This window comes from Variovorax paradoxus (genome assembly GCF_030815855.1).
Taxonomy (GTDB): Bacteria; Pseudomonadota; Gammaproteobacteria; order Burkholderiales; family Burkholderiaceae_C; genus Variovorax; species Variovorax paradoxus_M.
Genome location: NZ_JAUSXG010000001.1, coordinates 4,668,534 through 4,694,208 on the forward strand (window position 1 = coordinate 4,668,534; position 25,675 = coordinate 4,694,208).

A 25,675-nucleotide genomic window follows, 5' to 3' on the forward strand; every position below is an offset into this window, starting at 1 on the left:
TGCATGTCGCGCGGGCATAACTGAAGGTGGCGCAGCATTCGGACATTGGTCGGGCTATAGGTGCCAACCAATCTAAACTGCGCACCCGTCGGCTCACTCAGGCGTGGACGAGGACGTTGAAGAGGCACTTTCAAACAGCTTCAACTGCCTACACGTACACAGCCTTTGTTACCGGAACAACAGCGATTAATTGGAGGGCGATATTGCACAGAGGGTTAGGTCAAACGCCCTTCGAAGCCGTCTGCCCCGCCGAGGCTAGGAGCTGAATCTCCCAGGCCAACGCGATGCCACTGCCGCCGCCATGCTCCAGCAACACTTGAGACAGCCCCTTGGCCGTTTCCTCTCGTGCCCAGTCACGCTGCCACTCAGCAAGCACGGCTAGCCATGTTATGGGAACCACGCCAGTTTGCACTAGTCGTCGCACAGCCATGTCATGTGCTTCAGCGGATACGCCCCCAGATGCATCTGTGACGACGAACACGTCATATCCCTCACCAACGGCTTGAATTGCCGGCATAGCAAGGCACACTTCGCTCCAAAGCGCCGCTAGGACGAGCTGTTTACGACCAGACTTTTTTACGATGTCTGTGACGGCGGGGTCCTCCCAAGTGTTGATAAATGTCCGATTTATTGGCTTCTGTTCCGGAAAAACATCTTGCAAGCCCTTCAAGAGGTAACCCCCTCGCTCCTCAAGCACGGTTGTAAGAATCGTTGGGACATTGAATGCCTTGGCACCTTTGGCCAAAGCAATCACATTATTCGCAATCATCGTTGGGTCATGACTGTGAAGATTTGTGAATTGGAAAGGCTGATGATCAATAAGAACAACTATGCTGTCTTCGGGACGGAGAAGTGCGGGAAGGCCGGCTTTAATCATTCGAAACTCCTGGTCAGGCGTGCGCGATGCAATGGATTAGGGCAGCTGGCGCAAACTTAGCTCATTAGTAAGCCGAGTCTGCATTCCGTCCGGCAAGCATCGCAGCCGCCGGCGCCCGATCCCGATAGTGCCAACCATTCCAGTGCCATGCACTATCTAAAAATGCTTGCCCGGACTAGTCCTAAAGACAGAGCGACGTCCTGAGACGCAACCTAACGGTCAACTTTCGCCGGATTGAAGCAATATTGAACAGTGCTTTCCACGAGGTCTCGTTAGATACTGCGGCGGCCGATTCGAAGGACTCTGCACATCAGGCACCCGTCATCGGTAATGCCCCATCCAACACGAGTCTGGAACATTAAGTTGAGAGCACTTAATCATCACCATCCTCAGAGACATGGATGGAAATTTCGTCCTCACCAACAGTTAAACACCAATCCGCTCGCTCTAGAGCAAATTGTCGAAGGAGTCTTCGACGAAATCGGTGTCCACTTTGAGCAACTAAGAATAACGCTGCGCAGGGCTACGAACATGTGTTTCGGCGATTCGATGCGGGCGCCGCTGGCCGTCCAACGCAGTGCCATAAATTCGCAAACCAAGGAACTTCTATGATTGATTTAAACGGGAAACTGGCGCTGGTTACTGGCGGATCGCGAGGCATTGGTGCAGCCATCGCCACAACGTTAGCCGAAAATGGCGCTGACGTTGCCTTCACGTATCGCAATGCCCCAGAGAAAGCTCTATCTGTCGTTAAGCAAATCGAGAGCCTGGGTCGCCGTGCTTTCGCTATCCGGGCCGACAGTACTGATCCGGAAGCAATCGTGCGCGCAGTAAAAGAGGCGGGAGCATCGCTCGGCGGCATTGACATTCTCGTCAACAGCGCCGCGATCGGCCACAGCGGCATGATTGCCGATCTGGAGTTGAAGGAGTATCAAGTACTCATGGATACCAACGTGCGGGCGCCCGTTTTATTTTCAAAAGCTGTCATTCCGTACCTTAAGGAAGGGGGGCGCATTGTTTCGATTGGCTCCGGGTTGGCGGAGCGTGTGCCTTTCCCTGGTGTTACGGCATACGCGATGACGAAGTCAGCACTCGTGTCGTTTACACGGGGACTGTCACGTGAGCTGGGCCCAAAGGGAATCACCGTAAACTGCGTGCACCCAGGCTCGACTGATACCGATTCGAACCCCGCAAACGGCCCGGCGGCTGACTTCCAAAAGGCACTGACCGCACTTGGACGCTTTGGCGAGCCCAAAGAGGTCGCTAACGCTGTGGTCTTCCTTGCAAGCTCTGCCGCAAGCTTGATCACCGGCGCGACCCTGCTCGCTGACGCCGGCGCTCTCGCCTAAAGAATCAAAGAACGCGTTCTCAGATACTCCTTCAAAGGGGTATCCGACATCCAAGCAGCAAAGCAGCAAAGCAGCAAAGCACGCGAGATTTACCCTTCTCAGTTGTGTCGTTTTTGCACAGCGTGGACTGATCCAGGCGGCGTCTTGCGGCACTGGGATCGCATTCAAACGACTCACTGGAGTTCACATGGGAAGATGGCGCACGAAATGGCGGTGCTCGAGCGGCTGAAGCGCCAGCCAAGTCCGGTGGAGAGAATCAGACTCCGGAGGCGCCAGAGCGACTTCGCGGTGAGCCGCGCCGGGCACAACGGACGGCGCTTCCTTGGCGTTGCCGAAGAAACGGCAGCGGCGGCTGGCAAGGTACGCTGATCTGCGATGACCACGGCGCAAGTTCCACGAGCTGTGGGCCAACCACATCAGCAGCACCCTTGCCGAGGGCGCGCTCAAGCTGTTCGCCAGCCTCTACGAGCACCGCTAGGCAAGCGGGCCGTCTGCAGGTCGCCCGATGCCCTAGCAGGAGAATCCGCGAAAGCCTGTGCATGGCCGTAGACAAGGCGGACACGCCCAGCCTGCAGTTCGTCGACGAAATGCATGGGCCAGAACCTATTCATCAGGATGGGCGGATATTGCCAAGTGCGGCCGGATCAAATGGCTGAGATGGTCAACGTTTGCCCGGGAGGTGTCAATGCTGCAAGCGCACACTAAGTCAGACTGACAAGCCACAACGCTCTCTCATGCATCTGGGATAGGAGCGGCGGTCTCGACATGGAACGCCGAGTGTTGACGCAAGAGGCCGCGGACTTCGTCAGCGCCGAAGAGAGTCTGGGCTCCAGAACTGATGTAGTTGAAGCGCAAGATGCGCAAGACTTGTTCGTTCGTCGGCGCCGTCACTTGATGCGCCTGACGCGCTTGATGCATCGCTCCTGCGGGCATGAGCGGCACCGAGGTGAAAGTCGTGCTCGGTTCCGCTCAAGCCGGTCGGCTTCTGAACGACTTCGGGCCAGCGTTCAGTGGGCGTTTTTAGTCTGTTTGCCGCAATCTTAAACAGTGCTTGCATCCACCTCTGCGGGCATACTGACCCCATGCTGGCTCAAGACCGAATGGCAGATGATTCTCGCCGCAGCGTTCTCCCACGCTTTCTCCGAAACTGCCGGGTAATTTAGACCAGGAGGATCTGCCGCAAAGGTAGAGGCAATACCGGGCCAGCTCCACTGGCTTCGGCACTACGACAGCCGTCGAAACCGGAAAAGCATATGTATGTTCTTTGCTGAAACTTATGGCTGTCCTAGGAGGCAGCACTCGGCGTCCCTTGGGTTCACCATAGCGACGAAGAGACATCAAAGACTTCTAGAACCCGGGAGCCGTGCCAATCGGCGCCACGCCCCGAGACTATGAACGGAAATTTGTTTCGACCTCCGACGACCCTTCGCGCTGCCGCACCGAGAGATCGCTTCGCAATGGATGCCATCCTTCGCTCCCGCCCCCGACAACGACCGGTCTTTGACGCTCGGCGGTCGCTCATACCTTGGGCCTAGTCGAGGGAGCGCCTACAAGCCTCCGTACTTGGACAACCATCGCAGTCGCAGGATTGACATGCCATCTCTACCGAACGACATGGACCTGCGCCAGCTCATACAGTTCTCAGCGGCGGATGGCCGCATCTGGATGGGCGGTCGGCGCATGGTCTTGCTGCATCTGTCGGCACTAGGCTCGCTTCGCCGGGAACTGCTTCTGAGCTTTGGCCGAGAGCAGTCTCGCCGTGTTCTCATGCGTGCTGGCCATGCGTCCGGCCGGCGCGATGCAGTGCTAGCTCGTCAGGTGCGCGGTGAGGCAGCACTGCTTGAGATGTTCTTGGTGGGTCCACAACTGCACATGCTGCAGGGCGCCGTGCAGGTCACCCCCGAGCGCTTCGATGTCGATATTGAACGCGGTCACTTCGACGGTGTCTTCCGCTGGGACCATTCATGGGAGGTGGAAACCCACATCCGTGATTTCGGCCCGCAGACTGAGCCTGTGTGCTGGATGCTGCTTGGCTATGCTTCGGGCTACACGAGCGAATTCTTCGGCCGTCCAATCCTCTTCAAGGAAACGGAGTGCAGCGCCTGCGGTGCTCCGTCGTGTCGCATCGTCGGCAAAGCGGCGGCCGCTTGGCCGGAAGCCGAAGCAATGGCGGGCGACTATGAGCCCGATTCGATGTTGATCCGGCTGGAAGATTTGCAGTCTCAAATAGAGAGCCTGCGCTCCACTCTGGAGGCCTCGGATGACTTGGGTCCGCTGGTCGGCAAGTCCAACGCCTTTGACTCGGCACTCGCGCTGCTGCGCAAGGCAGCAGCCACGCAGGTAACGGTTCTACTGACAGGCGAGACAGGCGTCGGCAAAGAGCGCTTCGCCCGCGCGTTGCACGCGATGAGCCCCCGTAAGGACAAGCCATTCGTGGCGATCAACTGCGCTGCCTTACCGGCTGAGCTGATCGAGAGCGAGCTATTCGGCGCCGAAAAAGGCGCCTACACAGGTGCAAGCGCCCCACGCGTTGGTCGCTTCGAGCGGGCTGATGGCGGCACATTAATGCTCGACGAGCTAGGTGAACTACCACTATCCGCGCAGGCCAAGCTGTTGCGCGTGCTGCAGCTTGGCGAGCTCGATCGCTTAGGCGGCACCCAGTCGCGCAAGATCAACGTGAGAGTGGTCGCTGCGACCAATGTCGACCTTGAGGTCGCAGTCGCTTCGGGTCGCTTCCGGCGCGACCTTCTGTACCGTCTGAACGTTTACCCGATTCGCGTTCCGCCGCTGCGCGAGCGCAGCGACGACATCGAGCCGCTCGCGATGCACTTGCTGCAGCGCTTTGCGGCGCTCCATAGCAAGCAAGTGGCCGGCTTCTCCGACCGCGCGCTCGACGCGATGCGCCGCCACGCTTGGCCCGGCAACGTGCGCGAACTTGAGAACCTTATCGAACGCGGCGTAATTCTTGTCAGTGACGGCGAGCCAATCGATGTGGACGCGCTTTTCCCGGGGTTGCCGGACACCGGGGCCCTGACAGTAACGGCAGTGGGCACACTGGAGCCGCCGTCCGTGGCCGCGTCCGATTCTCTCTTTGATGAAGTATCACGGCGAGGCCTGACGCTCGACGCGATGGAGCAGCTGCTGATTAAGGAAGCTGTCGCTCGCTCCGGCGGCAACCTCGCGGCGGCAGCACGCGCGCTGGGCCTAACCCGGCCGCAACTGAGCTATCGCGTGCAGCGCCTCCGCAGCGGCGACGTGCCTCAACCCTAATCGCAAGTGGCCGTTGGCGCCAGCAGACAGCCTTCATCAAATGATGAAGCCAATGCAGGCTACTTGACGCTTTGATAACGCTGCGTCGAAGTGCGGTCGAATTTCAGCCCTCCAAAAACGCTCTGAGCCAGCTCCAAGCGGTCGTCCAACACCCCGGAGGCGGTGTTTGCTGGGGAATTACCCTTGTGCGATCGAGACCGCACTTATCTGGCACGGCGCATGCAACAGACATAGCAACTCCCTCCGAGATCACGAAATGGAGAGCAAGCAGATGACCTCGACCACATGTGCACGACCGGTTCAACATCCTCAATGAAGAGCAACGGCATGCGCTATCGGCATAGGCGCCCCTGCCTATCGCGAAGCAGCACTACAAGCATTTCCATTGGAACTTCGCTCCTGAGATTCACTATGACAACTCTTACTAGAACTCGCATCGTCGTGATGCACGGCGAGCACCTGGTCAATGCCGGGCTTACAGTCACACTATCGCGCCATAGCTACATCGAACTTCTCGAAGCCTGCACCGCAGAAGGACTTGAGACGCTCTTGCATTGGCTGTATGCGCAGCGAGTAGACGTTGTAATTGCCGATTACGACCGTGGGTTGTCACTGGCCGCTGCGCTGCAACGAACAAAGGTGCCCTCTGGCGCGCTAGGGCCGAACGTGATGGTGGTCACAAGCCGCGCGACCCAGTCCGAGATCCGTACTGCGCTAAAGCAGGGCGTTGCTGGTTATCTGACCAGCACTAGTGCGGCTAACGAGGTCATGGATGCAGTGTTGAACGTGCAGATGGGCATCCGTCATGTCAGTGGATCACTGGCCCTAAGCCTCTTGGACAATGTTCTCAATGAACAACTCACCCCGCGCGAAACTGACGTCTTGCGCCTCGCTGCACAAGGCCTTGCCAATAAGGTGATCGCTGCGCGGCTGCAGGTCGAACTCGGGACCATCAAATGCCACATGCGCGGGATCTTGGAAAAGCTAGGCGCAAGTAATCGCACAGAAGCTGTGGTGATAGCGCACGAGCGGGGCTTGCTGGCACTAGCGCCAGTGCCATTCCTCGCGTGCCCGAGCGTCAAGTCATGTTCAGCTTCGTCGGCCAGCTTTCGCGTGGCAGCTCCTTCCGTGGCGAACGGAGTTGGCTCGGAGCAAGCGCCTCTACGCTCAAAGCCGGTCTGGGGAACGGCGTATCAGTAATCTCACTCGCAGGGCCGCGCTTGGAAGGAAGGAAGTTGCCTATGTAGTACCTCTCTGCCGCCAAAAAACTGCTCCTTCGTAGCCCTGGTCGTCGGAAATTGGTTGGCGCTTCATGACAATGAAGTCGATCAAATTCGAAGTTGCGGGGGTCAACCCTTCTTGAAAACTAGGAAAGCACCACTTCATGTCCAGCATCGCACACACGCATCGCAATCCCGCCGCAGCGGCGGCGGAGACCTCAACTGTCGGCACTGCCGATGCGCAGGTCTTTTCCACAACCAAGCCAGTTTCGAACGTTTCGCCATTGGCCGTACTGCAGACGATCTTGTCTAGCCCGACCAATCTGGACTTCGTCAAACAGTACACCACCGATGACTTCATCTATGTCTCGCTGAATTATGGGAAACCGGAAGTCAAGCAGGCTCTGCCTTGGGCTGGGACGACCAAAGGCGTCAAAGGTCTGGTTCAGACGTTTATCGATGTGCATCGCTATTGGAAGGTCGACAACTTCCAGATCCAGGACAGCTTTGAGAATGAGGACGGCGCCGCGATCTTCGGTACCTTCACCTATACGTCAACCACCCTGGGCAAGACCGTTACCTCGCCGTTTGCGGTTTTGGCGCGGGGAAGTGGCGGCAAGCTTTCTTACGTTCAATTCATGGAAGACACCTTCGCCACGGTCCGCAGCTTCCGTGAAAGCGGGCAATACCACATCAAGGCCAACCCGGACGGGTCAGAGACCGAAATCTGAGTGTCTGGTGCTTGTTGAGCAACTTACTTAGTTCGGCGAACTTGCGGGCGTGGATACCGGTCTCGTCCTCGAGCGTCGCGAACACCCCGCTGTTCGCGGTGCTCGGCCGCTGCCGGTGAGTGACGATCCCGCTCGCGCGCACCACCTGGCGGCCCTTGGCCGAGCGCCGCAGTTGCTCTGCGGTCCTGATGCGCCACTTCGCGAGCTGAGGGCGAACCAGGGCCACTGGATGGCGGCAAGGCTCAGGCCCACGGTCGCGTAGTCGACCACGACGCCATCGCGCTCCTCCGGCGCGGCAAACTCGACCGGGTCTTCGAACGTGCGAGCTTCCCGAAGCGTCTTCGTTGGTCGCGTCTCAATGGCATCGGCCGCGTCGCCCTAGTCACGGCGCCGATGTCGACACCACGGGTCTCGAGCGCTGCGGTTGAGCGAACGCGCCACAGGTTCACGGCGAAAAAATGTGTGTGCGCTTCATGTCGACTCCTTTGAAGTTATGCAGGGTTGAATGCGCCTGCTTCAGCTGAAACGAGGCGGCGGCCGATTGATGACACGACCGCCTTAAACACAGCGAAGTGCATGCCACGGACGATCACAGTTTTGTCCGACAGCGAGTGAGATGCCAGCGGAGGGCTAAAGCGTCGATCAAACCAGGCGAATTGATCTGGTACCTAAATAACCTAAAGGTGTACCGGCATCCTATCGCCTATATCATTGCCGTTTGCGTGATCGCAGCAAAGTTGAGAACCCGTGGCGCGGACGGGAGGTTCCACAGAGTCCACAAGCGCCAGTCTGCGCCTTTCCGGGTATCGAGCTACCTTCTCGGGAAGATCGGCAAACCGACCTCGACGCGAAGGTGCCTCGGACTGTCGACGCTGTCCGTGTCAGAGATTCCAAGCTTTTTGAAGATCTTCGAACTCGTATCCGGCAGCAAGGGCACGAGGCACCTCGCGATCGTCCACAACGCGAACATCAGGCAGGAGAGAACTTCGGCAAGTTCCGCTGTGTCCTTGGTGGCGGCTGCGGGGTCGGCCGATCGAGAGCCTTTGGCCAAGACCCATGGCGCGCGCTCGGCAACGTAGCGGTTGCAGTCCGCCACGAAGCCCCAGACCTGATCGAGCGCGCGATCGAAGGCAAAGGCCTCTGAATGGGCCTGTACAGATGGCGGCAGCCGCTTGGCATTCTGGAGCAACCAGTCGCTCTTACTGTGGGCGACCGAAGGCCACGGCCCAATGCCCGCGAGATACTGAGCGACCATGCTCAAAACCCGGTGTACTAGGTTGCCCAGTTGGCCTGCCAGTTCGGACTCGTAGGCTTGCTGGAATCTTGTATGCGAGAAGTCACCGTCACTTGTCGATCGAATATGGCGCAGGAGAAAGTAGCGCAGGGCATCCGATCCAAGCGCTTTTGCCAATGGCGTTGGATCAACCGCATTGCCCGTCGATTTGCCTATCTTGCGTCCTTCCGCGGTGACGTAGCCATGGACAAGGATCCTTGTGGGCAAGGGCAACCTCGCAGACAGCAACATCGCCGGCCAGTAGATAGCGTGAAAGCGAGTGATGCCCTTGCCGACAACGTGCTCGCGTGAAATGGCGAGATCCCACCACTGAGAAGATGTGTCTCCTCCAGCTCCAAAGCCAAGGGCAGAAATGTAGTTCACAAGGGCATCGAACCACACGTAGATCACTTGGCTAGGGTCTCCTGGTACCGGGATGCCCCAGCCGCGGGCGCGGGCGGCACTACGCGATATGCTGAAATCCTCAAGGCCTTCGTCAAGCCACGAAAGCACTTCATTGAGGCGGGACGCGGGGACAATGTCGATCTCGCCGTGTGCGTAGGCCTTGCGCAGTTGGCTTTCATAACGCGAAAGCCTGAAGAACCAGTTTTCCTCTTCGATCCAATCCGGTCGCGTGCCGTGCTCGGGACAAAGGCCGCCCACAAGATCAGCATCCTTGTAGAACTGTTCGCAACCGCTGCAGTAGAGCCCTGCGTACACCCGCTTGTAAATATCACCTCTGTCACAGCATTTCTTCCACAAGGCTTCCACGGCCGGCCGATGCCGCGGGTCGGCGCTGGTGCGGATGAAATCGTCGTAGGTTAGATTGAGCGTCGTTCCAAGCTCTGCAAAACGGCCTGCGTTCTGAGCCACCAGCTCCGTGACGTGGATGCCGGCGGCATCCGCCGCACGAACATTCTTGATGCTATTTTCATCGGTGCCGGCTTGAAGTCGGACCTGAAATCCTTGCTGACGATACAGGCGTGCAAGCGCGTCTGCCTGCACAGCTTCGAGCGCGAACCCGATGTGTGGGGCACCGTTGACATATGGAATCGCGGTGGTGATGTAGCGGCAGGCGCCCGCGCCGGGGGCAACACTCTCAGTGGGCATGCGAAACTCCTCAAAGGTGGTGAGGCGGTTTCCCAATGAGAAAAGCCGCCCCAGGTGGAAGCGGCTTTGGCGTTGGTAGTGATCAGGTCACGCGCTGCAAATGTCCGCTTCCGGTGGGGAGCGCGACATCTTCATCGACACAGAGGTTGCTGACGCTTTGTTGACCATGATGAGATGCTAGCCGATGCGTTGATTGATCGCAATGTAGATGGAAAAGTGAGCGTGGATCCTCTTGGGGAGGGACGAGCTGGCGGGCAAAAGCTTCTGCGAGCAAGGCCGACTACCCAGTCGCAGACTTGTGTGTCGGCCCAGCATTTGCTGTTCCGCTCAGATAAAGCGGCTGAGGTCGGGCCAGTGTTGCCGCACTAGGCCTGCTTCGTTGCCATCCTCCGTCATGAGACAAAAGTCTGAGAAATCAAATCCCGGCCCAACCATGCATGCCGTCAGCACGTGCTCGGGACCGGCATGCACAACCATTGGCTGTGCAGCCTGCCACGTCCCGCCAGGTACGGTGTGCTGCGGCCGCGTCTCTTCAGAATCGACCGGTCCAAGTCGCGTGCACGCGGGGGCTTCGCGCAGCGTCATGGATGACGTCCAGAGCAGAAGCGGCGCTCCCTCCAGGTGTACCCATACCTCGTCGGAGCTCACCTTATGCCACCGCGACCTAGAACCGGCGTCAAGCAAGAAATAGATGCTCGTCAGTGCGGACCTAGAGGTTCGGCCGTCGCGAGGTGACACGGTCGCGGGAGAGCGAAAGACTTCACGGTACCAGCCACCTTCCGGATGGGGTTGTAAACCAAGGATTGAAACAAGTTGCTGTACACGCGAAGTCTTCGACTTGCCATCGAGGGAAGCAAGAGGGGGCTGTCTATCGCCAGGGTCGTGTATGAAAGTTCCCATTGTCCGGCTAGACGTATGTCTGCGATGTAATCTTCAACGGCAAAATTTTCCTCCGACGGCCCTAGGGATGCACTGACTGAACATGCTGCAGACCGTCCGAAAACCTCACCTACCTCGGTGTGGTCGGCTGGTAAGGTGCTGGCAAACGTCGCTGGACGTCTGCAAGGCGGTCACCTTTTTGCTAAGTCGAAGACGGACTTCGCTGCCACCGGTTTCCCGGAGTTTCGCTGCGCTTGACGAGCCACAGCGTCCGCACGCCGCTTCAACCCGCTTGCGCCGCCCATTGCACAGCATCCGCGCCGGCAGGGATGTGCAGCGGCGATGACGCGTCCGCAGCAACTCGCCACACCGCTTCGGCCACATCCTGCATTCGAGTCCCCGCACCGGTGGACTCGCTCATGCGAGCAATGGTCTTCCGCATGAAGTCTGCGTACACCTCGTCTTCCATCCCGCGAAGGTGGGCACGAGCAGTGTCCCGAAAGCGTGTTTCACCAGATGATCCGGGCAGCACGACATGAATACGAACGCCGAACTGCTGGACCTCGCTTGCGAGTGACTCGCTGAAGGCGTTGACGGCGGCCTTGGCCGCACGGTAGACGCCAACCAGTGGCAGTGGCTTGTACGTGACGCTGGACGTGATGTTCACCACGACGCCGGACCGGCGTGCACGCATCTGCGGCAAGACCGCCTGTGTGAGCGCCATCGTCCCGAAGGTATTCGTGTCGAACAGCGCGCGCACGGTCTCCATGTCCATCAGCTCGAATGGCGCCGGCGCCCCGAAGCCGGCGTTGTTGACGAGGACATCGATCGGGCCTGCCGCTTCGATGGCGTTACGGATGCTCTGCGCGTCCGTGACGTCCAGCTGCAGCACGCGCAGACGCTCGGAACGCGGGAACAAGTCCTCGCGCGGCATGCGCATCGTGGCAAGCACCCGCCAGTCGCGTTCGAGAAAGTAGCGTGCGGTTTCCAGGCCGAAGCCGGAGGAGCAACCGGTGATCATGATGGTTTTCAAGGAGGCTCTTTCGAAAGTGAAGGATGCTGGACGATAGATGGCCGCAGCCGTACTCGCTACCATTCGGAGTCCTTTGTTCATTGGAGAGAGTCCAGTCATGGTGGATCCCTTGGCGGAGGTGGTCATGCTGCTGCAGCCGGCCGCGCGGTTCTCCAAGCAGGTCGTCGGTGCAGGTCGGTGGCGCATCCGGCGCTCGGACGCCGGGCAACCCTTCTATTGCGCTGTTCTTGAGGGCAGCTGCCGTCTGGCGCTCGACGGGTGCGAGCCGATCGTGCTGCAGGCGGGCGATTTCATCCTTGTGCCTGCGGCCTTCGGCGTCGCCATGTCCAGCCTCGAGCCGCTGAACGAGGCGGCCGACACCGTGCCGGCCTCGCTGGGCCCGGGGCTGTTCAGGATCGGCACCGCAGAGGGCCCGATTGACCTGCGTATTCAGGCCGGGCATTGCAGTTTCGGCTCACCGGACAAGACGCTGCTGGTCTCGCTGCTGCCGCAGTACGTTCACGTGCGCGGCGAGCAACGGCTCGCGACGCTCGTGGCGCTGGTGAGCGAAGAGTCGCGCGAAAAACGGCCGGCGCGTGAGGTCGTGCTCGCGCGACTGTTGGAGGTGCTGCTGATCGAAGCGCTGCGGGCCACAGCCAGCACGACAGCGTCGCCGGGCCTTGCGCGCGGGTTGGCCGACGCGCGCATCTCAGCCGCCATCCGTGCCATGCACGAGTACCCCGCGCGCCCGTGGACGGTCCTGGCATTGGCGAAGCAGGCCGCGCTGTCGCGCTCGGCGTTCTTCGAGCGTTTTGGCCGTACTGTGGGCGTACCGCCGATGGAATACCTGCTCGCCTGGCGCATGGCATTGGCCAAAGACCTGCTGCGTAGCGGCGACATGGGCATCGCCCACGTCGCCGAGCGTGTTGGCTACAGCTCAGCGAGCACGTTCAGCGTGGCGTTCGCGCGGCATGTTGGCCGCACGCCGACGCAATATGCACGTGAGCAGGCTATCGAGAAAGACGCTCTAACCGCCGATCACCTGTCGAGCTGAGAAAACCAAAAGATGGACCTGCTGCTCACCATCGCTCTGGCCCTTTCTAATGCCCTTCTGAACTTCCGCTTTTTGCCGACTGTCGATGGCGACGACAGCACGCATGTCGATCTCGCCCGCGCTGAAGTGGTTCTCAAGGAACTGCCGCGCCACGATCGTGTAGCGCTCGATCGTCGGTGATGCCAGGCCTTGCTGCTCGCGCAAGTGACGGGCGAAAGCGGCCGCGAGATCTTCGATCGGGGTTGAACTTGCGATGGCTTGCGCGCACACGCCACGAGATCGCAGGAAGCCCACACATGCCGAACGCCGTACTCTTCGCGCCGTCGGGTCTCGGGTCGGATCGGCCCGCGATGACGCCGCCGTCGGCGCAAGAACTGCTGGATTGAGCGGCGCGGATCCGTCCGCCTTGCTACGGCAGTGAGGCGGATCGATCCACTGCCTGATGGCTCGATCGCGGCGCACTGCAGTCATTCAGCGGGCGGCGCCGACTGACTACAAACAGTCTAGTCCGGTCGTAGCCACTGGATCTCCGATCGCCCGGTAAAAGTCAACCAGCCAAGACGCGGCCAGGTTCCAATATTGAAATCAGCTGATTCGGGAATCGTCCGAGTACCCCTCCGGATCATCGATCCAGCGCTGAAGAGCCCCACGCGGCCATCCACAGGCGCGTCCGCCCAAATGCACAGGAGGAGGAAACTTGCCTCCAGCAATCCTGCGATACAAGGTGGCGCGGCTCAGTGCGGTGATGCGTATCACGTCGGCCATGCGAAAAAACGCGGGGCCTGTCGCGGTCAACAGATCAACATGGCGGTGATTGAAATGGGGTTCGAATTGCATGACAACTCCTTGAAGTTGGGTCGAGCCTTCAAGTAGCGGCTTGCGTACCGACGGTGAATTTCTAACTTGAAGACCCCCGGCAAAAGCAGAACCGGCACCGGAACCAGAGCAGCGTTGCCATCCGGAATCGCCCCGGTAATTGCAGCCTAGCCCAGCGCCCCATAGACTCGTCTTCCGCATGGACCTGCGCCGAGCGTGCGACGACTCACAGCTTCTGACAACTGGCAGTTTTGACAGGAGGCAACGCCCTGGCCCGGGCACATTCACTACCAGGCTCAGACGACCACACCATCACGGTATCAATGCGGGCAACCCTGCAGAAGGTCACTGAAACGAGGACGATTCCACCATCATCGGACACGTGGCCCAGACGAGTTGGCATGGGCGCGCTCCGGCGCCCGACTTCTCTCTGTGTCCTTCCACCGATCCGCCATTCGCTGCGCATCTGTCTGCACAGCCGGCATGCGCGCGACGAAGCGCTCCACCCGGTCGGCCAACTCGGCCTGGCCCTGACTTCGAAGCGCATCCGCAATTGCGTGCCAGCCCGCTACCACCTCCTGCCGCGTGCGCTGCATGGTCTCTTTGCCGGCATCCAGGGTGCCTCGCTTTGTCTGTAAGGCCTGGAGCACGCTCTCCAGCTTGGCGCGCATGAAGGTCGAGGTCTTCGGCGGCCGATGCCCGGTCCGGTCGCTCAGGGGCAGCTGGTCGAATGCCCGAAGCGCGCGCAGCCGATGATGGATCGCATCCCTGTAGGGCTTGCGCATCTGCCCTCGCACTTGGCGCGGTGTGGCATTGGCCGCCACGCCCTGCTCACGCATCAGCGCGGCAAACTGCTCGCGCCATTGGCGCAGTGTTTCCTTGCGGATGTAGAGGCGCTTGCCCGGTTCGAACTCGTGTTCGCACTTGACCACCAGGTGCACATGCGGGTGCGGCTGGTCTGTGTGCAGCACCATGGCGTAGCGATATTGCAGCGCGAAGTTCTCGCGTGCGAAGACGCGGGCGGCCGCCAGTACCTTTTCCGGCGGCGTGCCTGCGGGCATGGACAAGACGATGTTGTGGACCAACTTCGCACGCATGTCTTTCTGCCCCTGAGCGGGTCTCGGCTTGTACTGGCTTCTACAAAGCTCAAGCTGCCAGTCGGCCGTGATCTCCTTGGCTGCACCCCGGCCCTGCTGCGCCAGCCCCTCGTCGGTTTCCAACTCCAGCTTGCCATGCCGGCCGATGTAGCGCAGATGGGCTTCGACGCCACCGATGTCCCGTCCGCCGCCGGAGACCTTCACCATCACCTCGGGCGTGCGGCCCACCGTGCGCTGGATTTGCGCGATCTGGTCGGCGCCGAAGCGCAGCGTGCCACCTGGCCCTCGCCGACCGTAGCTCACGATGTCCAGCGTGACGTCGCGCGGCGCATCGGTAAAGCCGCGGCGGCTTCGGCCCAAGCGCACCGTCTGTTCAGGCATGGCGGCTCCCTTCGCCGGTCTCCCAACTGATGAGGTTGCGGCGCACGATGGCGGCCGTGACTTCGCGTGCCTCCTCGACTTCACGCCGGACCAGCGCGATCGCTTCGCCGAGGTCCGGTGCCACCGGCTCCGGCAGAGTGTTCGGCATGCCGAACATTCGAAGCTGCCGTCCCAGCGCGGCCAATCGAGCTCCGGTCGCTTTGATCTGGTCCAGTTCGTTCGGCGGCAGCACGGCCTCTTCACGCACATGGTTGTGGATCAGCAGGGCCAGGTAGCTGCCTGTCTTCATTCCACGGGCACGGGCTCGTCCGGTCGCCAGCGCTCGATCGCCCTTGCGAAGCCGCAGCGTGATCCGATCCGCCTCGCGAATGCCGCTTTCCGTTTCGCGCAGGGAGCGCCGTCCATCCGAGCCCAGCGAGATCTCACCGTTGGTCCTGAGGACCTCGTCGACCATCTTCGCAAGCAGAGTCGACGCATTGAGATGATGCCGCGCCGCCAGCGCGGCGAAGTGCGCCTTCGTATCGGACGGCACCCGAGTAGCTATCACGCGGCTCGATCGAAAGGTCTTGGTCATTGCAACGCCGTTGCAGCAAACAATGTCTGACGTCAGTCTATCCTGCCCTCATGGCCGCACAAGGACTTCGCCCTCGGAATTCCAGCGTAGAGCTCCCCTCGCCGTTTCGCGGCTCCGGAGCGTTGCGGTCGATCGGCAGTTCGGAGCCCTCCATCGATGTTCGGCATGCCGAACATTGCGGAGGTGGACGGGACGATCCCACGCTCGTAGCCGCACAAGGACTGTGGTCCTCGGAATTCCAGTGTCGAGCTCACCTCGCAGTTTCGCGGCTCCGGAGCGTTGCCGTGGATCAACCGTTCGAAGACCACGATCGTGTTCGGCATGCCGAACATTGCGGAGGGGGACGGAACGTTTCCGCCCTCGTAGCCGCACAAAGACTTTGCCCCCGAAGTTTCGACGTCGTCCTGCGACCGCTGGGTCCAGGCTGCCGAAACCGAATCTTCATTCCGCTCGCGAAGCAAGCCCAGCACCGGTGACTGGCGCAGGTGTACTTCAAGCTCATCTGCCAGGGGTCGAACCCTTGGGTCGTCTGCCACCAACTCGATGAAATCGTGCTCCAGGAATGCGGAGTCGACCGCCTTCAAGCGAAAGGCGATAGCCGCGGGTAGCGCTGCTACATCGTCCAGCCGGACGGGCGCCACAGCTGGCGGCGAACTATCGGGCATCAAAAAAGTCGGCGACCTGGGCCGATTCGCACCAAGTGCTCACCACGCTGGACGGTCGTGCCGTTCTTGATGATTTCGCAAATCATCGTGTGCCGACCTTTGTAGGCGGTAGATGTCCAGTAGGGCTGGTCGGCATCCTTGATGGTGTCATGTTCGAGCGACCCATCTTCTTTTGCTTCGTGCCCTTCATTGCGGACCGCCCAACGTACGCTATAGGGCGGCATGACGTTCTGAGGCACCGCCTTGAAGCGCAGGTGGACTCCTTTTGGAAGCGCGGCCGAGTCGCTCTTGTGCTGCTTGTACACAGGGCCCTCTTTCTTCTTCGCAAGCCAGCATTCAATGGCGAGCCCAGACGTGACCACTGCGGACCGGGTCGTATCCTTCTTTGCATCAGACCAGAAGTTATGCCAGAAGATTGCGTCCCAGGCTCCCATGGCCTGCTTGAAGGTGCAATCCGCTCGATACAGAACGTCCAAGCTCGGCAGCTTCGCATCCAGTTCGTCACGAAGGCGCTCTACCTCGCGGCGCCGACGGTCCGAAGAAGTGAAGTAGAGGCCGGGCTGTACAGGGTTCTCGACGTGCACCGACCCTTTCAATCGAACCAGTAGGGCCTTGAGGGTGTCTGCCAGAGCAATGTCATCTCTGTCCGTGTTCGGCTTGTACACCTCGCAAATCAGGCTGGTGATGATGATGCCGCCCGGAAGCGCCCAAGCAGAACGAGAACGGGCGAAGGCTTTCACGAAGCGCACGACGCGTCGCAACTGCCCCTTCGGTACCGAGACCTTCAATCCGAGCGCTGACTGCAGTGCGGTGGGCGGGCTCTTTGAGTCGACCTGGCCCGTGAACCAGTTGGTGTAAGCCATCGGGTCACGCTCCGTCCATTCATCTCCGCCAGCGTGTTCGATGACCGTATTGCCCGAAAAATTTGTGCGACGCCGGTAGACCGCGAAGTCAATGTGGTATCCGTCCGAGTACCAGACGGTGACAGCGTTCTTTCGAGCGTCGGGGTCCTTGCTGAAGTTCGTGCCGTTCATCTTCTCCTGAAGGGCATCGCGGATATGCATGCGAGCGCTAGCCGCATTTGCCGGCAAGTCGTCCTTCTCGAAGATGACCGCTACGTCGATGTCGTAGTCGATATGCTCACACTGATTCAGTGTGTGCATCGCATAGCTGCCTTGGTTCTTGTAATCGACCCATGTCCGGTAGGTCGTGTTGTGCTTTTCCCCGAGAAGCTTCAGCCCGTCGGTGATGCGTCCCAGATTCAGGTCACGGTAGCCAGCGAGGTCGTTTCGCAACGTCGTACCGAGGCGGACATGGCCCTCGTAGAAGGCGTTCAATTCTTTCGATGCGTCAAACACGAGGCTTTCCCTCCGAAATCCAAAGCTGACTGGGAGCACCGTCAGCAGCAAGCAAATCTACCGCCCAGTGGTAGGGTGGATTGCTCCGTTGTGAATAGTTATAGGCCAGCACCGAGCGGTGTATGGTTTGGCTGACCATTTGTCCCAGGCGGAACGAGACCGAGACCGGCGACGCTGCGAATACGTGCTGCGTAGTCGCCGGGTTCTCGTTGTGGACGCGGTCAAGCGCCTCGCGGAACGCGTTGGCTATAGCTCGTGCCTGCTCATGATGGGTTATGACGCCGCGCTTGGGCTCCGCAACTCGCACGACGAAGTGCCGATAAGGCTGCGTGATGGTTTGGTCAATGTCGGCCTTTGCGACCCGTGCGCTGACTTCTACCTGGATGACCGCATCGCCGCCACCGACGGGGCCACCCATGTCCACGAGTTCGACCCCCAAGTCCGGCCCGAGGCCGTCTTGGAGCGGCTCCCACTCCCCCGAAGCGGCGTCGAGCTCGTAGAGCTGAATAGCTTGCTTGGTCGAAGCCGCAGTGCCTGCGTGCATGACCAGAGGGATGTGCGCAATGCCAAAGTAAGCGACGATTGCATTCTGGTGCGCCCTCAGCTGACCGGAGATGTCGCGAAACAGGTTGCGCTGGCCAGCAAGGGCCGCCCGGGCGTCCAGCACGCCCGCGTCGTAGTGCATCGAAGCGTCCATCTGCACCGGATAGAAGCCTTCGGCCGCGGCTACCGCGTCCACCGTATGAAATTGTGCGTTTGCGTTCTGAAAGGACTGATGGCAGATGGCAATCAGCTCCGCTGGCGCGTCAATCTCGGTCAATGCGACTTGCAGCGCCCTGAAGTGCTTGCGCGCCACCTTCCGGTGCTCCTGCAGAAGCGCTAACAGCTGGTCCCAGCTGTAGACGTCGACGCCGAAAAGCCCAGAATTCTTGTTCGACTCGCTTATGCGTCGTGCCTCTTCCTGGACCTTCACGTCGGCGACGCCGCTCGTGACCAGGTAGTAGTGTGACAGCGAGGGGGTGAACGTGAGGGCCTTCTTCACCTCGTCTTGCAGTTCATCTACTGTCACGCTGTGGCCGTAGCGGGCGTCTTTCCCTTTGCATTGCACGCCCTCCAGCAACCCTGTACGTGCATTCGTGCCGAATACATCTACCCCGGCTTGGGCCTGGCCTGTGCGCCCATTCATCTGCGCACGGGAGTCGTCCCAGACCGCGCTGAACAGGTCTCGAGTAAACCGCTCAAAAGCCTGCCAATCGGCCGGCGCAGGGAGATGGTACGCAGAGAGGGACACGTGCGGCTATTCCTTACGGCGCTCAAGATGGATTTGATGTGCGGCCAGCGCCATCGATGCCGCACTATAGCTAGCGCAACCACTATAGGTAGAGTTGCGGGCACAAACTTTCCAAGTTGTACTGGAAGCCACCAGAGGCTTGGATGCCTTTAGGAAGGCAAGGGGAATAGCGCACTCAGTTCGGCAGACCCCAGGGATTGGGGGCGGAGCTTCTACGGATAAGGCAGTTCGCCGGAGGTCGGTCGACGACCTTCGGCGAACTGCGCCGATACCAGGAGCGCCGCGCGGGCTAAGCGGTGACCACCACAGCACCGATGGTGACTTCTGGAGGCACAACTCGAGACTTCAAGTTCACCCCGTGCTCTGCGACCAGTTCCAAGAATACCCTTGGCATGTCAGTCTCTAGTACGAGGTAGACCTTTACGTCGACGTCATCATTCGGCCGCTCATACTTCGCCTGAGCTTCCAGGACAGCCTGGTACTTGACGACCTGGAAGATGCCGCGGCGGTAGTCCAATTCGTTCTTGTCTGAGATGCGGGACTTCACTTCGACGCCCACCCATTGGGTCTCAGACTTGAAGAGGACATCGATGACGTCACCAGAGAGCAAATCCGCCTCGTCCTGACCAACCGAGTCTGCGCTGGCGCCCACGAGGTGGGGATTCGCCAGAACATAGAGCTTCAAGGCCTTGTGCTGCGGAGACTCGCCACCTCCATATCGACCACCCCTGCCGCCCACCGGCGGAAGCTCAGGGCCCACTGGGTCTTCTACGCCCAGCAGCGCAAGAACGTCGAGCCACCGACTGCCGAAATCCAAAATTCGGTCGTACTCACCCATGACCATGGACTCCTTCTCGCTTCTCGTGAGCGAGTCGTAGCCTTTCCACTTTCCGGCTATTCCAACACCTGGCAAACCCTTGTTTGGTCCGGTGCCGTCAACCACGACAGTGGTGAGATAGGGAATAGCCTCAGGCCAAGGATTTTTAAGTCGGTCAAGACGCTCCGTCACTTTCCCGAGTACGCCCCCCATTCCCAAAGCCGCCGGCTTGCCATGCTTGTTGAGCCGTCCAATCCTCGCGGCCACTTCCTCATACGTGAGCCTGTTCATGACACCGTCTCGTTGCTTCAGCACATGCTCGACGAGGACGGGCAGTGCCAAGCCCGCGTGCTGCTCGGTGATGCTTGGAACTTCTCCTTCAGCCTCAAGAGTGCCCTCGCCTAAATCGTCGTACGGGGCTTTCTCAACTCGTTCCAACAGCTCAAACAACATATAGGGCTGCTGATAGTCGTTGACATCACCTTTTGGAGTCTTCCTGAACTCCGCGTCGAGGTTCAGTCGCTGTATCAGGTCGAGGTCTCTTCCTCCACCATGACGCTCGAGCTTCCAAGCCCTATCGAGATAGAAGTGCTTCACCGCACGCTGGCCCTTGGCAAAGCTTGCTTCATCGACTTCCGCCTCGTACCCCAGATATGAACGCTTGAGTTCGAAGGCCCTGGCGTAGTTCGCCTGGGCCTCCTTACCGTGGTACTTCCCCAGACTCTTCCAAGAGGTCCGCGTGCCACCCAGGCGGATGAACCTTCTTTCCTTCCCCGCTACAGGGTCGAACACGCTCACAATCTGGTCCTCCCACAGCGTGCTCACCAGCGTCGTATCGTCTGCGGTGAAGCCGTTCCAAGGCGTGTATTTGCGCGCTAGCTCTTTGCCGTGTGCATAGGTATTGATGCCGCACGTCCTCTTCCAAAACTCGTGCGGACTTTTCTCGATGCGTTCGCTCATGGCGGAAACTTCATCCTGGTGTGGCAGCAGCCACATTTTGCTGAACGCAGCAGTCTACGCGCTCGCGATGAAGGCCTGGTGTTGCAGCAGCTGCTCTATGCCGATGAGGTTCGCTCGATGGCCGAATTGGACATCGAGCACACGACAACCAGCGCCGCGGAGCTCAAGTTGGCGCTGCAGCTGATCGAGCAGATCTCCGAGGACCACTACCAGCCTGATCTGTTCGAGGACGAGGCGAAGCAGCGAATCCTCGCCGCCATCGACGCCAAGATTGAAAGCCGTGAGATTGTGGCTGTCGATCACCCACGGGACCGACCGGCGGGGAGGTGATCGAGCTGACCGAGATGCTCAAGGCTTCGCTGAGCCGCTGCAGCAGCAAGGCAGCCAGGAGGAAGGCGCCGGACAAGAGGCCGCGGTAGTGACTCCTCTCAGAAGGGTGCTACACGGCCGAGGTCGGCGCGTCTTGCCAAGCAAACGGCAGCGGTGTTCGGATGGGAGTGGAATCGGCTAGCGAACTCGCAGGGGAACCATCGAATAGGCATCCGCGTCGCCCCGCCGCGCGGCAGTGCCGCCAAGAACAGCCTACTCTCGCAGCGTGAACACCACTGACAGGTAAGAGACCGGCTGGGTCTGAATGGCCTCGATCCCATGGAGTGCGGTCGCATCGAACAGCAGCGAGTCCCCTGCCCTCACCTCCGCAGTCCTGCCGCCATAACGGTAGCTGACCGCCCCGGACAGGAAGTACAGGAACTTGAGGCCCGGGTGCTGGAAGGTCACGTAGGGATCTGCACCGGGCAGCAGCGTGACCAGATAGGGCTCGACGAACAGGTTGCCCGACAGCAGGTGGCCCAGCAGCTCGTAGCGGTAGTCCGCCACCGCGCCGATCCGATCGACCAAGACACCATGTCCTGCACGCACATGGCAAAAGTCAGTGCGCCGCGCCTGATCACTGAAGAAGCGCGAGGTCGGCACATGCAGGCCCTGCGCGAGGCGCTCCAAGGTCTCGACCGATGGCGACACCAGACCGTGCTCGATGCGAGAAAGCATCGAGGCAGAAATCCCCGAGGTCTTGGCCAGTTCGCCGCCAGACACCTCGGCCGCCATGCGCAGCGCCCTCACCTGCGCACCAATGCGAGCCGCGGACAAACTGCGCACGACAGGTGCCGGCTGCCGCGGCCGGACACGCGTCACCGACGCTGGCAGGCGCAACGGGCGAGCCGTTGGCAGAGGCGAAGCAAGCTCTCTATCGGCCATCTTGAATCTCGCACATGAGAATGGTCAGTTAGCACCTTGTGCAAAGCATCCGAGAACGAGTGCGACGCACAATAACTCGTCATATACTTTGTAGCTCTATGCCATTCTATATGGGGCAATTGAGCGGTGCCAAGCCGCCGTGCTCCTCCTATTCCGCTACCCAACTTTCCGCGTGCCTTTCGGACTGTGCGGGTGGCGGTAGGCATCCCGCAGGAGGCCTTCGACACAGTCTCATCTCGGACTTATGTCAGCATTCTCGAAAGAGGCGTGAACGTCCCTACGCTCACGAAGATCGATGCTCTGGTTCGGGTTCTGGGCCTGCACCCGTTGACTGTGCTCACGCTCGCCTACGCAAGTTCGCCTTCGCCCGAAGAAATCGGCAAACTCCAAGAACTGGTGGCAGGAGAAATCGCGAGCCTTGGGTTGACGGCGTTCTCGCCGAACTCACTGCCAAGAGGCAAGACTCGCAGCACCAAATAAGAAATTTGGGCATGCGCGTCAAACAGATCGAAGATCTCCGCATGGCCACAAGCGCTGAGCTGTACCAGTTCAGCTTGGCGGACGACAATTATCTTGAGTCGCTCAAAGTAGTTGACGCCGGGCATCAGCTGGGTCATCGAGCAACACATGGCCGCCCCCAGGCGCATCGTGCAGGCGCGCTCGGAGCTGCACATGGGCCAACGGTGAAAGTACTGGGACTGGGGGACCGGCAAGCTGCGCGAGGCTCGCAAAGCGGCGATGAAAGACCGACAGGTCACGCTGCTCGATGAGCAAAGCAAACAGCGCTTCAGCGTGCTGTATGCGGCCGTTGTGCCTGCCGATGAGCAGCATGCAGCCACGTCATCGTCACCGGCGCCCGCAGCGCCGCTGAAGCCGCCGCCGGAGATCCATCGCCGGCAGGACTTCCGCGTCGGCCAACGAGTGAGCTTCTCCGACCAAAGCCTCAAGCGTCACGTCGGAGAAATCGTTCGGATCAACCAGCGCACGGCCACCGTCCACTGCGACGGCCGCGCATGGCGCGTGGCGTTCGCTCTGCTTCAACACGTCACAGACCTCACGCCCGAGACGGTCCAGCCGTCAACAACGGCCTCGAGCGGACTACTACGGCTGAGGGGAGCCCTGCTTCGGGCGTTACCACGGCTCGGCGAGGATCGATCGTCAGCGGTTTCATCAACGCGATGCTGGGCGTCGGCGCTTTGGCGCACCGGAATATGCAAAAGTTCGCTGCCGCAGAACTACTGTGCGGGTGTACAGTTCTAGGCTTCAAAATCTCCCCCGAGACCCCCTAGTGCAAGTAGTTCTTCAAGACACCGCATTACTCCGAAAGGCTCGCGGCGCCTTCTTCACTCCCTCCGAGATAACCGAGTTCATCGCCGAATGGGGTATCCGAGGGGTTGGCGACCGCGTGCTGGAGCCTTCGTGTGGAGAAGCGGCGTTTCTCAGCGCGGCGGGGTCCACCCTACTCCGCGCAGGACAAACCGACGATTTGGCGAGACAGCTACATGGATACGAAATTCATGCTGCATCGGCGACCACGGCAAAAGCGATTCTGGCCGAAAACGGCATAGGCGCAACGATTGGCGTGGGTGACTTTTTCGAAACACTACCCAAGCAAGATTCATTGTTTGATGTGGTGATTGGCAACCCTCCGTACGTGCGATACCAAAACTTCGCAGGTGCATCCAGGACAGCAGCTCTCGAGGCGGCTCTGCGACAGGGCGTTCGCTTAACCCAACTCGCAAGCTCTTGGGCTGCTTTCACGGTGCACGCAACTGCCTTCTTGAAGCCAGGAGGCCGGCTGGGACTTGTGCTTCCTGCGGAGTTGCTATCAGTAAAGTACGCGGCTCAGATCAGAGAGTTTCTGCTGCGCAGGTTTGCCAAGGTCCGTTTGGTGCTCTTCGATCATCTTGTTTTTCCTGGCGTGCAAGAAGACGTGATCCTCTTGCTTGCGGAGGGACAAGGCTCAGCTTCACATTTTGAGGTCTACCAAGCGAAAGACGCAAAGGACCTAAAGTCACTTGCTCCGGCAAATTGGGTGGGGTTCACCCCTAAGGGCTCGGAGAAGTGGACCAACGCACTACTCCCTGCTGAGGCTGTTTCGCTCTACGATGAGGTGTTTGAGAGCCACGGCTACGAAGTGATGGCAGACTGGGGCGAGACTTACCTTGGCGCCGTGACGGGGAATAATGAGTTCTTCACGCTGACGAAGGCTGATGTGGCCGAGCGAAAGCTTCGCGCGCCAGAACTCATGCGCATATCGCCTCCCGGATCTAGACATCTTCGAGGACTCACCTTCTCCGAACACGCTTGGACAAAATTGGCAGACGAAGGTGGACGTTGCTATCTATTTGCACCGGAAGCCGAGCCTTCGGAGGAAGCTCGAAAATACATAGCGCATGGACAGCGCCTAGGAGTGCAGGATGCGTACAAGTGCAAAGTCCGAGAGCCATGGTGGCGGGTTCCTGTGACGCCGCGTCCGGACTTCCTGTTTGCTTATATGAGCCACGACCGGCCCCGGCTGGTTCGCAACGGCGCAGGAGTTCAGCTGCTCAATAGTCTATATGGCATTAGATTGCATGCTAAACGACGAGACGTCGGAAATGAAACACTCGCTGTCGCCTCGCTCAATAGCATGACGCTCCTTGGCGCAGAAGTTGTTGGACGTGCCTACGGTGGCGGCATGCTAAAGCACGAGCCCACGGAGGTAGGTGCCTTGCCAATTCCATCGTTCGAAGTGCTCAGCAGCGTCTCCGCTCGGCTCAAGTTGCTTTCGCCGCAAATTTCTGCCCTTCTTAGATCCAATGACATCACACCAGCAGTAGAGATCGTGGACCGTGTGATCTTGAAAGATCATCTGAAATTCAGCGACCAGAAGATTAAATCGTTGCGGAAAGCGAGACAAGTCCTTTTAGATAGAAGAATGACGAGGCGAAAAGCATAGTGGCGAGAATTGACGATCTTCTCAGAGAAGCACTTCGATTGCTTCCAGTTAAACCGTTACCAACCGCCAGTCAAGCTGAAAAGAAACGCTACAGCGAACAGATCTCTCAGTGCATCGCGCTGTCACTAGCTGAAGAACTGAGGCTTCGAGGACTTCGGGAGGCACGTCCTGCAGGCATGGGCGAGCTAGGTGATTCGGGTGCCGAACGACGGATGGCAGGCGGCCTTGGAGCGAAAAAAGTTGATGTCACTTGGGCCACTGAGGAGTCTGGCCTTCTTCTCGCGATTTCGGTAAAAACAATAAACTTCAAAGATACCAGAACAGGAAATTATCAGAAGAACCTGATCAATCGTCGCGGCGACATGTTAATGGAAGCCGTGACCTTGCACCGGAGATTTCCTTACTCCGTCTTGGCCGGACTGTTTTTTCTGGACAAAGGTGCCGCTGAAGACGGAACGGACCGTCGACGTTCGACGCTTGAGAATGCCCATTCGCGGCTCCAATTATTCACAGGTCGAAATGACCCGGCCGGGCGAGAGGAGCAATTTGAACGGTTTTATTTGTTGTTACTCGGAGCTGATCCGTCCGAGGTGTCGATTACCGCATACGCGGTCGGCAAACCAGATGTGATCGTTGCGCTGGACGATATTCTGAACGACTTGCTCGCACTAGTTGCTCAAAGAAACCCCGACTTCTATGAACTCAGGCCCGGTGGCTCGCTAACAAAAGCTTCATAGCAGCTTTAT

At 59.5% G+C, this 25,675-nt stretch carries 22 protein-coding genes; 10 read left to right on the top strand and 12 right to left on the bottom strand.

What is annotated here, in order from left to right:
• Nucleotides 1–220: 220 nt before the first annotated feature.
• Nucleotides 221–877 carry a hydrolase gene (locus QFZ42_RS22320; RefSeq protein ID WP_307703062.1) on the bottom strand — a complete coding sequence of 219 codons (657 nt, stop codon included), beginning with the start codon at nucleotides 875–877 and terminating at the stop codon, nucleotides 221–223.
• Nucleotides 878–1,485: 608 nt separating this feature from the next.
• On the opposite strand from QFZ42_RS22320, the gene QFZ42_RS22325 reads away from it, so the two are divergent.
• From QFZ42_RS22325 to QFZ42_RS22340, 4 genes are all read left to right on the top strand, one after another.
• A complete protein-coding gene (locus tag QFZ42_RS22325) occupies nucleotides 1,486–2,226 on the top strand; it encodes an SDR family NAD(P)-dependent oxidoreductase (RefSeq protein ID WP_307703063.1) in 741 nt (246 codons plus the stop codon).
• Between the two features lie 1,614 nt (nucleotides 2,227–3,840).
• On the top strand, nucleotides 3,841–5,496 hold the full coding sequence (locus QFZ42_RS22330) for a sigma-54-dependent Fis family transcriptional regulator (RefSeq protein ID WP_307703064.1): 1,656 nt from the start codon (nucleotides 3,841–3,843) through the stop codon (nucleotides 5,494–5,496).
• Between the two features lie 411 nt (nucleotides 5,497–5,907).
• Nucleotides 5,908–6,696, top strand: a complete 789-nt coding sequence (locus tag QFZ42_RS22335; RefSeq protein WP_307703065.1) for a response regulator transcription factor — start codon at nucleotides 5,908–5,910, stop codon at nucleotides 6,694–6,696.
• A 184-nt stretch (nucleotides 6,697–6,880) separates the two neighbouring features.
• Nucleotides 6,881–7,447, top strand: a complete 567-nt coding sequence (locus QFZ42_RS22340) for a nuclear transport factor 2 family protein (RefSeq protein ID WP_307703066.1) — start codon at nucleotides 6,881–6,883, stop codon at nucleotides 7,445–7,447.
• 811 nt (nucleotides 7,448–8,258) lie between these two features.
• Here QFZ42_RS22340 and metG read toward each other — a convergent pair.
• From metG to QFZ42_RS22355, 3 genes are all read right to left on the bottom strand, one after another.
• Nucleotides 8,259–9,830, bottom strand: coding sequence for a methionine--tRNA ligase (metG, locus tag QFZ42_RS22345; protein WP_307703067.1), 1,572 nt, complete (start codon nucleotides 9,828–9,830; stop codon nucleotides 8,259–8,261).
• Nucleotides 9,831–10,157: 327 nt separating this feature from the next.
• Entirely contained in the window at nucleotides 10,158–10,730 is a 573-nt protein-coding gene (locus QFZ42_RS22350; protein WP_307703068.1) for a cupin domain-containing protein, read from the bottom strand.
• A 262-nt stretch (nucleotides 10,731–10,992) separates the two neighbouring features.
• The gene (locus QFZ42_RS22355) at nucleotides 10,993–11,742 is read right to left on the bottom strand and encodes an SDR family oxidoreductase (protein WP_307703069.1); all 750 of its coding nucleotides are present in this window, start codon (nucleotides 11,740–11,742) and stop codon (nucleotides 10,993–10,995) included.
• A gap of 97 nt (nucleotides 11,743–11,839) precedes the next feature.
• Here QFZ42_RS22355 and QFZ42_RS22360 point away from each other — a divergent pair, with 97 nt between their 5' ends.
• Both QFZ42_RS22360 and QFZ42_RS22365 read left to right on the top strand, forming a co-directional pair.
• Complete coding sequence (locus QFZ42_RS22360; RefSeq protein ID WP_307703070.1) at nucleotides 11,840–12,775, top strand: AraC family transcriptional regulator; 936 nt, start codon at nucleotides 11,840–11,842, stop codon at nucleotides 12,773–12,775.
• 12 nt (nucleotides 12,776–12,787) lie between these two features.
• On the top strand, nucleotides 12,788–12,955 hold the full coding sequence (locus QFZ42_RS22365; RefSeq protein WP_307703071.1) for a hypothetical protein: 168 nt from the start codon (nucleotides 12,788–12,790) through the stop codon (nucleotides 12,953–12,955).
• 405 nt (nucleotides 12,956–13,360) lie between these two features.
• Here QFZ42_RS22365 and QFZ42_RS22370 read toward each other — a convergent pair whose 3' ends face one another.
• The 6 genes from QFZ42_RS22370 to QFZ42_RS22395 form a co-directional block, all read right to left on the bottom strand.
• On the bottom strand, nucleotides 13,361–13,612 hold the full coding sequence (locus QFZ42_RS22370; RefSeq protein ID WP_307703072.1) for a helix-turn-helix transcriptional regulator: 252 nt from the start codon (nucleotides 13,610–13,612) through the stop codon (nucleotides 13,361–13,363).
• 350 nt (nucleotides 13,613–13,962) lie between these two features.
• A complete protein-coding gene (locus QFZ42_RS22375) occupies nucleotides 13,963–15,069 on the bottom strand; it encodes a relaxase/mobilization nuclease domain-containing protein (protein WP_307703073.1) in 1,107 nt (368 codons plus the stop codon).
• Complete coding sequence (locus QFZ42_RS22380) at nucleotides 15,062–15,643, bottom strand: hypothetical protein (RefSeq protein WP_307703074.1); 582 nt, start codon at nucleotides 15,641–15,643, stop codon at nucleotides 15,062–15,064. The genes QFZ42_RS22375 and QFZ42_RS22380 overlap by 8 nt, the downstream gene beginning before the upstream one ends.
• Nucleotides 15,644–16,307: 664 nt before the next feature.
• Entirely contained in the window at nucleotides 16,308–17,666 is a 1,359-nt protein-coding gene (locus QFZ42_RS22385; RefSeq protein WP_307703075.1) for a nucleotide-binding domain-containing protein, read from the bottom strand.
• Complete coding sequence (locus QFZ42_RS22390; protein WP_307703076.1) at nucleotides 17,659–18,957, bottom strand: SAVED domain-containing protein; 1,299 nt, start codon at nucleotides 18,955–18,957, stop codon at nucleotides 17,659–17,661. The genes QFZ42_RS22385 and QFZ42_RS22390 overlap by 8 nt, the downstream gene beginning before the upstream one ends.
• Nucleotides 18,958–19,246: 289 nt before the next feature.
• On the bottom strand, nucleotides 19,247–20,734 hold the full coding sequence (locus QFZ42_RS22395; protein ID WP_307703077.1) for a hypothetical protein: 1,488 nt from the start codon (nucleotides 20,732–20,734) through the stop codon (nucleotides 19,247–19,249).
• 81 nt (nucleotides 20,735–20,815) lie between these two features.
• Here QFZ42_RS22395 and QFZ42_RS22400 point away from each other — a divergent pair, with 81 nt between their 5' ends.
• On the top strand, nucleotides 20,816–21,064 hold the full coding sequence (locus QFZ42_RS22400) for a hypothetical protein (protein ID WP_307703078.1): 249 nt from the start codon (nucleotides 20,816–20,818) through the stop codon (nucleotides 21,062–21,064).
• 252 nt (nucleotides 21,065–21,316) lie between these two features.
• Here the strand turns inward: QFZ42_RS22400 and QFZ42_RS22405 are convergent, their stop codons facing one another.
• Entirely contained in the window at nucleotides 21,317–21,889 is a 573-nt protein-coding gene (locus tag QFZ42_RS22405; RefSeq protein WP_307703079.1) for a helix-turn-helix domain-containing protein, read from the bottom strand.
• A 446-nt stretch (nucleotides 21,890–22,335) separates the two neighbouring features.
• The gene (locus tag QFZ42_RS22410) at nucleotides 22,336–22,605 is read right to left on the bottom strand and encodes a hypothetical protein (protein WP_307703080.1); all 270 of its coding nucleotides are present in this window, start codon (nucleotides 22,603–22,605) and stop codon (nucleotides 22,336–22,338) included.
• Between the two features lie 121 nt (nucleotides 22,606–22,726).
• On the opposite strand from QFZ42_RS22410, the gene QFZ42_RS22415 reads away from it, so the two are divergent.
• From QFZ42_RS22415 to QFZ42_RS22425, 3 genes are read left to right on the top strand one after another with little or no spacing between them, the layout of a single operon-like run.
• Nucleotides 22,727–23,248: a hypothetical protein gene (locus tag QFZ42_RS22415; protein ID WP_307703081.1), complete on the top strand. Its 522-nt coding sequence runs from the start codon at nucleotides 22,727–22,729 to the stop codon at nucleotides 23,246–23,248.
• Between the two features lie 28 nt (nucleotides 23,249–23,276).
• A complete protein-coding gene (locus QFZ42_RS22420) occupies nucleotides 23,277–24,929 on the top strand; it encodes an HsdM family class I SAM-dependent methyltransferase (protein WP_307703082.1) in 1,653 nt (550 codons plus the stop codon).
• Entirely contained in the window at nucleotides 24,929–25,666 is a 738-nt protein-coding gene (locus QFZ42_RS22425) for a hypothetical protein (RefSeq protein WP_307703083.1), read from the top strand. Before QFZ42_RS22420 ends, QFZ42_RS22425 begins: the two co-directional genes overlap by 1 nt.
• The last annotated feature ends 9 nt before the right edge of the window (nucleotides 25,667–25,675 follow it).

Coding starts and splice junctions, on each gene's coding strand:
- QFZ42_RS22365 (WP_307703071.1), top strand. CDS start 12,788: ATGGACCTGCTGCTCACCATCGCTCTGGCCCTTTCTAATGCCCTTCTG.
- QFZ42_RS22330 (WP_307703064.1), top strand. CDS start 3,841: ATGGACCTGCGCCAGCTCATACAGTTCTCAGCGGCGGATGGCCGCATC.
- QFZ42_RS22370 (WP_307703072.1), bottom strand. CDS start 13,612: ATGCAATTCGAACCCCATTTCAATCACCGCCATGTTGATCTGTTGACC.
- QFZ42_RS22375 (WP_307703073.1), bottom strand. CDS start 15,069: ATGCCTGAACAGACGGTGCGCTTGGGCCGAAGCCGCCGCGGCTTTACC.
- metG (WP_307703067.1), bottom strand. CDS start 9,830: ATGCCCACTGAGAGTGTTGCCCCCGGCGCGGGCGCCTGCCGCTACATC.
- QFZ42_RS22380 (WP_307703074.1), bottom strand. CDS start 15,643: ATGACCAAGACCTTTCGATCGAGCCGCGTGATAGCTACTCGGGTGCCG.
- QFZ42_RS22415 (WP_307703081.1), top strand. CDS start 22,727: ATGAAAGACCGACAGGTCACGCTGCTCGATGAGCAAAGCAAACAGCGC.
- QFZ42_RS22340 (WP_307703066.1), top strand. CDS start 6,881: ATGTCCAGCATCGCACACACGCATCGCAATCCCGCCGCAGCGGCGGCG.
- QFZ42_RS22395 (WP_307703077.1), bottom strand. CDS start 20,734: ATGAGCGAACGCATCGAGAAAAGTCCGCACGAGTTTTGGAAGAGGACG.
- QFZ42_RS22335 (WP_307703065.1), top strand. CDS start 5,908: ATGACAACTCTTACTAGAACTCGCATCGTCGTGATGCACGGCGAGCAC.
- QFZ42_RS22360 (WP_307703070.1), top strand. CDS start 11,840: ATGGTGGATCCCTTGGCGGAGGTGGTCATGCTGCTGCAGCCGGCCGCG.
- QFZ42_RS22350 (WP_307703068.1), bottom strand. CDS start 10,730: ATGGGAACTTTCATACACGACCCTGGCGATAGACAGCCCCCTCTTGCT.
- QFZ42_RS22325 (WP_307703063.1), top strand. CDS start 1,486: ATGATTGATTTAAACGGGAAACTGGCGCTGGTTACTGGCGGATCGCGA.
- QFZ42_RS22410 (WP_307703080.1), bottom strand. CDS start 22,605: ATGACCCAGCTGATGCCCGGCGTCAACTACTTTGAGCGACTCAAGATA.
- QFZ42_RS22320 (WP_307703062.1), bottom strand. CDS start 877: ATGATTAAAGCCGGCCTTCCCGCACTTCTCCGTCCCGAAGACAGCATA.